General features: G+C 50.5%; 7 protein-coding genes and 1 pseudogene. All 8 read right to left on the reverse strand.

Features of this window, described 5'->3' with window-relative positions:
- Positions 1 to 275, reverse strand: a 275-nt coding sequence (locus AQR02_RS30450; RefSeq protein WP_148449246.1) for a S1 RNA-binding domain-containing protein, incomplete at its 3' end; no start/stop codon positions are given.
- Between the two features lie 124 nt (positions 276 to 399).
- A complete protein-coding gene (locus AQR02_RS30455) occupies positions 400 to 735 on the reverse strand; it encodes an FtsB family cell division protein (RefSeq protein ID WP_054944021.1) in 336 nt (111 codons plus the stop codon).
- A gap of 21 nt (positions 736 to 756) precedes the next feature.
- Positions 757 to 1,320 (reverse strand): spore cortex biosynthesis protein YabQ, encoded by a 564-nt coding sequence (gene yabQ / locus AQR02_RS30460; protein WP_054944022.1) that lies wholly within the window; start codon positions 1,318 to 1,320, stop codon positions 757 to 759.
- The gene (gene yabP, locus AQR02_RS30465) at positions 1,317 to 1,601 is read right to left on the reverse strand and encodes a sporulation protein YabP (protein ID WP_054944023.1); all 285 of its coding nucleotides are present in this window, start codon (positions 1,599 to 1,601) and stop codon (positions 1,317 to 1,319) included. The genes yabQ and yabP overlap by 4 nt, the downstream gene beginning before the upstream one ends.
- Positions 1,602 to 1,792: 191 nt before the next feature.
- Complete coding sequence (locus AQR02_RS30470) at positions 1,793 to 2,071, reverse strand: RNA-binding S4 domain-containing protein (protein WP_038584395.1); 279 nt, start codon at positions 2,069 to 2,071, stop codon at positions 1,793 to 1,795.
- Entirely contained in the window at positions 2,071 to 2,343 is a 273-nt protein-coding gene (locus tag AQR02_RS30475; RefSeq protein ID WP_054944024.1) for an HU family DNA-binding protein, read from the reverse strand. The genes AQR02_RS30470 and AQR02_RS30475 overlap by 1 nt, the downstream gene beginning before the upstream one ends.
- Before the next feature lie 333 nt (positions 2,344 to 2,676).
- Positions 2,677 to 4,173 (reverse strand): bifunctional methyltransferase/pyrophosphohydrolase YabN, encoded by a 1,497-nt coding sequence (yabN, locus tag AQR02_RS30480; protein WP_054944025.1) that lies wholly within the window; start codon positions 4,171 to 4,173, stop codon positions 2,677 to 2,679.
- A gap of 102 nt (positions 4,174 to 4,275) precedes the next feature.
- Positions 4,276 to 4,456: pseudogene (locus tag AQR02_RS35065) on the reverse strand (putative polysaccharide biosynthesis protein); the annotation flags it as partial.

Genomic DNA, 4,456 nt, shown 5'->3' on the forward strand with positions numbered 1-4,456 from the left:
GGTCTTGGAGCTCTGGGGGGACGTACTTCCGATGCCAGCTTATCTACAGCCTGCTTAATGGAAAGCCCGATCTTGCCGTCCTTGTCAACATTGATCACCTTGACGGTTACTACATCAGCAATCTTCAAATGATCGTTAACATCCTTGACGTAGTTATCAGCGATTTCCGAAATGTGAACGAGACCTGTGACACCTCCTGACAGATCCACAAATGCTCCGAAATGCGTGATGCCTGTCACCTTGCCTTCTAACTTGGTGCCCACTTCAATTGCCATAGAATAAAATGATCCTCCCTTAAAAATATACAGACGAATATAAAGTCCATCCTGTCTGCGGTGATTTGATTATACAGTAAAGAGCAAAGCAAGGCAACACAGCGAAAGCCTTATTTGGCCTGCTTTATTGCCCTGATTGCTCCGTACGAATTGGCAGTTCCCCCGGGAGATACATATTGTACCATTTCCGCGCCAATTGGCCGATATACTCATCTTCATTTAGCCTCGACACTTCGTATTTCAGCTGATTGAGAGAGGCCGTAACGTTCTCATTACTTGCCTGCTTCTTGGCAAGCACCTCTTTCTTGTCCGCAATTGAAGCGCTCTGGTCAAAGAAAATATAGCCGGACCAACCAAAAAACACGGCCATCACGAGGAGCCAGATGAATTTTCTTCTCTTTGCGCCTGCGGTCAAAGCTTCGCTTAGATTTCCCTTGTCTTCCGCAGATAATCTGCTCATACGTCGTACCCCCATTAAAGGTCAGCGTTTCCGCCATGCGTTTATCCATTCAATAGATCTCGTAATCCAGGCGGAATGATAGAGCCGGGACAAATACGGAGAGATCCACCTTACTGGAAGTACCCAAATTGGCTTCGTTAGACGCAAAAGCAGCTTCAGGATAAATAACAGGATACGGCCCAGCAGCAGCAGCGTCCCTTTTAGAAGGCGCCATAGCCAGAGCAGCGGTACACCTATTAAGGTTTCCAATAATCTCCATAGTAGTCTGCATGTGTACTGTACCGACTGAATTAACATTACCACAAAACGCCGCACCGTAACACTGAAGATCAAAAAATAGATCCATACGCCTAAGAAGAGGCCCAAAAAGACATAAAACCTCAATTGCCCCTGATTTCCGGCATACAGCATGCGAAAGACGAGCAGGGCCGCCCATACCCAATAGAGCAGATCCAGCAGCGCATTCAGCCATTTGGGAAAGCTTAGCTTCAGCGACAGCACCCGGTAGCTGTCATAGGTCAATCCCATAGCTGTGCCGGCCAGCATCATATAGAGCAGGGTCATCCATTGAACCGCGGGGTTCATTTAAACAGCTTGCCGAGTATGCCCTTGTTTTTACCCTGTGATCCGGGATCGAGATAAATCAGGGAATGGACATTACCTTCCAGGGACAGAATACCGTTCTCGAGACTTAAATTTTTGATATGTAAATGATTCCCGCGAATGGTGAGATGGCCAAGTTCTGTCCGAAGCAGAAACTCCTCGCTGTCGAAGCTCTCTACATTCTGCACGCCTGTAAGTTCCAATTGCTTGCGGCTGCGCATGTGCAGATCGTGCTGTTTATTGACTTTGACTGGCTCGATCATAGCATGTACCCCTCCTTCTTGATTCTAATCTATGGTGATCAGAAGGGTTATAGAACACAGGGAATATACAATTTGAGACCATACCTCAAAGTCATTACGCAAAATGCACAGGTTCAAGAAAAATATAAAAAGAGCGCAAGCTTTACCTAATCGTAAAGCCCGCGCTCTTTATTCTGTTCAGCTATCAGCTCTTACCAGTCAAGACCGCTGCTCTTGGCCACAGGCTCTTCACGGAGCAGTGTGTACATACCGGCTGCTTCATCCTTGCGGGTGGTTTCAACCAGCTTCTCCACTTTGACCGTTACGAGCTTTTGACCAAATTGCACCGTAATCTCGTCACCGATTTTTACTGTGCTGCTTGGTTTGGATTCTTTCCCGTTAATCAGCACCCGGCCTTGTTCGGACACATCCTTGGCCACAGTACGGCGCTTGATCAGCCGGGACACTTTCAAAAACTTGTCCAAACGCATTAGTTAACGGCTTCTTTGAGCTTGTTGCCAGCCTTGAAGGCCGGTACAGTCGATTCAGGGATTTCAATAGGTGTGCCCGATTGCGGGTTGCGGCCGGTACGGCCGGAACGTTTGCGGGTTTCAAAAGTACCGAAGCCAATCAGCTGCACTTTATCCCCTTTGGACAAAGCTTCTGTAATTTCGCTAAGTACGCCGTTCAGTACTGCTTCTACATCTTTTTTGGCCAATCCGCTTTTTTCGGAAATGTTGTTTACCAGATCTGTCTTGTTCATAATTTGAAGTTCCTCCTAGGATACGAAAAAATAAATGAAATGCGATCCACGCTGCCAGAATCTGGCGCAAATCGTCATTTCGTCTTTATGATATTCTTGATGCCGCTCTGAAATCCTGCCACAACGACCTTTTTTTTAAAAATATAGTAGTTTTCCAGGCTCAAAGCACTACTACATTATAAACCTCTCACTGCATTTGAAACCAGGGAATTAAGGCTCATTCACAGCATTGCCGCTTCTTGCCGCACCTATACCGCGAGATACAAGAAAATATACCATTTTCCGAAACCGCCGTACGGAAGAATTTTAATAGTTTTACCCGGTTTAGCCGGGTTATTTCCGCTCCTCCGCCTTCGCCTCCTGCCATAATTGCTCCATAACCTCCAGGCTGCTCTCCTTCACACTTGTACCCCGATTCAGCAATTGCTGCTCGATGTAAGCAAAACGCGACACAAACTTGCGGTTAGTGCGGGTCAGTGCCTCCTCCGGGTCGGCTCCGATGAAGCGGGCAATGTTGGTCGCTGCGAACAGCAGATCGCCAAGCTCCAGCATCTGTTCTTCAGCTGTTGCCCCGGTCTCAATTGCTTCCTGCAGCTCATCGACTTCCTCGCGGATTTTGGCCAGAACGTCAGTCGTATTATCCCAATCGAAGCCCACTTTGGACGCCTTCTTCTGCAGCTTGTAGGCTTTCATGAGTGCAGGCAGATCGCGGGGAACACCGCTAAGCGCCGACTCTGCTTCAGGCTTCATACCTTTCAGCCGCTTCTCTTCAGCTTTCATGCCTTCCCAGTTTTTCAGCGCCTCTTCGGCATCTGCAGCGTTTTTGCCGCCAAATACATGTGGATGACGGAAGATCAGCTTGTCATTCAATCCTTCAATCACATCATAGACACTAAAAGTGCCCAGCTCCTCTTCCATCTGGGAATGAAGCATGATCTGCAGCAGCAGATCCCCCAGCTCTTCCTTCATATGGTCCGGATCATCCTCATCGATCGTTTCCAGTACCTCATAGGTTTCCTCGATCAGATTCTTACGCAGCGATTCATGCGTTTGCTCACGGTCCCAAGGACAGCCCTCCGGGCTTCTCAGGGTATCAACAATTTCATGAAGGCGGGCAAAGGTGCGTTTACGCGCATCCTCCGAACGGTTCGCCGGAACATAGACCAGTGAAAGGTTACCATACCCGTCCAGCCGGTCCAGCTCATACAGCGGCACCCGTAGAATACGCTCCTCCTGTTCCACTCCAAGCGCATGGCCCACGATCACTTCGTACTCCGGCGGGTACAGCTCCATCAGACACAGCTTTGTTTCCGATGCTGTAAAGCTGTCATAGACCTGGCCGATCAGGGTATGCAGCTCCGGCTGAAGCTGGGAGCTGCGGATTCCGGAGGCATCCAGCAGCTGAAAGCCTTCAATCGGATCGAAGCCAAGGCGTACAAATGCCTCATCCAGGAAGCTCTCCCCGCCGAGAATCTGCAGCTCAATGCCCGCTTCCGGGCAGCGCTGGCGCAGGAGGGATACCGCCGACTCCGCGACCATCGGGTGGCCCGGGACAGCGTAGACGATCTCAGTACCCTGCGGTGCAGACAACGCTTCTTCGATTAACCGGGAAGTAATCGCTTCATATACTTCCGGAAAGGAATCCAGCGACTCATATAACCCGTCAAACGATTGGGAAGATATATCCAACTCCTTGAGCGCCGCCATCACCGGATGCTCAGCGGTCCGTACATAAACGGCCCCTGCTGCTTTTAGTTTCTTGATTATCCCCAGCGTCAGCCGGTCCGGGTTGCCTGAACCCAGGCCAACCACTGTTAATGTTGCACTCATCCGTTCCACTCCTTCTTGGGCAGCCTATAAGCCTGATGCATCAGGCAGCCGCTTATCTTGCTCTATAAGTAATATCTCCAGCGTACACTGTGTCCCCGCTTCTTAGGGGAACAGGCGCAGCTTCTTCAGCTTATCCGCCAGCTTCGGGCCGAAGCCCGGCAGCTGGCGCAGCTCGCTCTCGCTGAGCAGCCGCAGGGCTACCGCGCCTGCGGCAAAGACTGCGCAGCCCGCCAGCACGCCGAGCAGGCTCTGCGCGAGGCTGGCCGTCCGCCCGCCGCCGAAG

Source organism: Paenibacillus ihuae (genome assembly GCF_001368795.1).
GTDB lineage: Bacteria > Bacillota > Bacilli > Paenibacillales > Paenibacillaceae > Paenibacillus_AQ > Paenibacillus_AQ ihuae.

What these genes read in the sequence shown, in the direction of transcription:
- AQR02_RS30455 (WP_054944021.1), bottom strand. Translation starts at nt 735, where the DNA reads ATGAGCAGATTATCTGCGGAAGACAAGGGAAATCTAAGCGAAGCTTTG.
- yabQ (WP_054944022.1), bottom strand. Translation starts at nt 1,320, where the DNA reads ATGAACCCCGCGGTTCAATGGATGACCCTGCTCTATATGATGCTGGCC.
- yabP (WP_054944023.1), bottom strand. Translation starts at nt 1,601, where the DNA reads ATGATCGAGCCAGTCAAAGTCAATAAACAGCACGATCTGCACATGCGC.
- AQR02_RS30470 (WP_038584395.1), bottom strand. Translation starts at nt 2,071, where the DNA reads ATGCGTTTGGACAAGTTTTTGAAAGTGTCCCGGCTGATCAAGCGCCGT.
- AQR02_RS30475 (WP_054944024.1), bottom strand. Translation starts at nt 2,343, where the DNA reads ATGAACAAGACAGATCTGGTAAACAACATTTCCGAAAAAAGCGGATTG.
- yabN (WP_054944025.1), bottom strand. Translation starts at nt 4,173, where the DNA reads ATGAGTGCAACATTAACAGTGGTTGGCCTGGGTTCAGGCAACCCGGAC.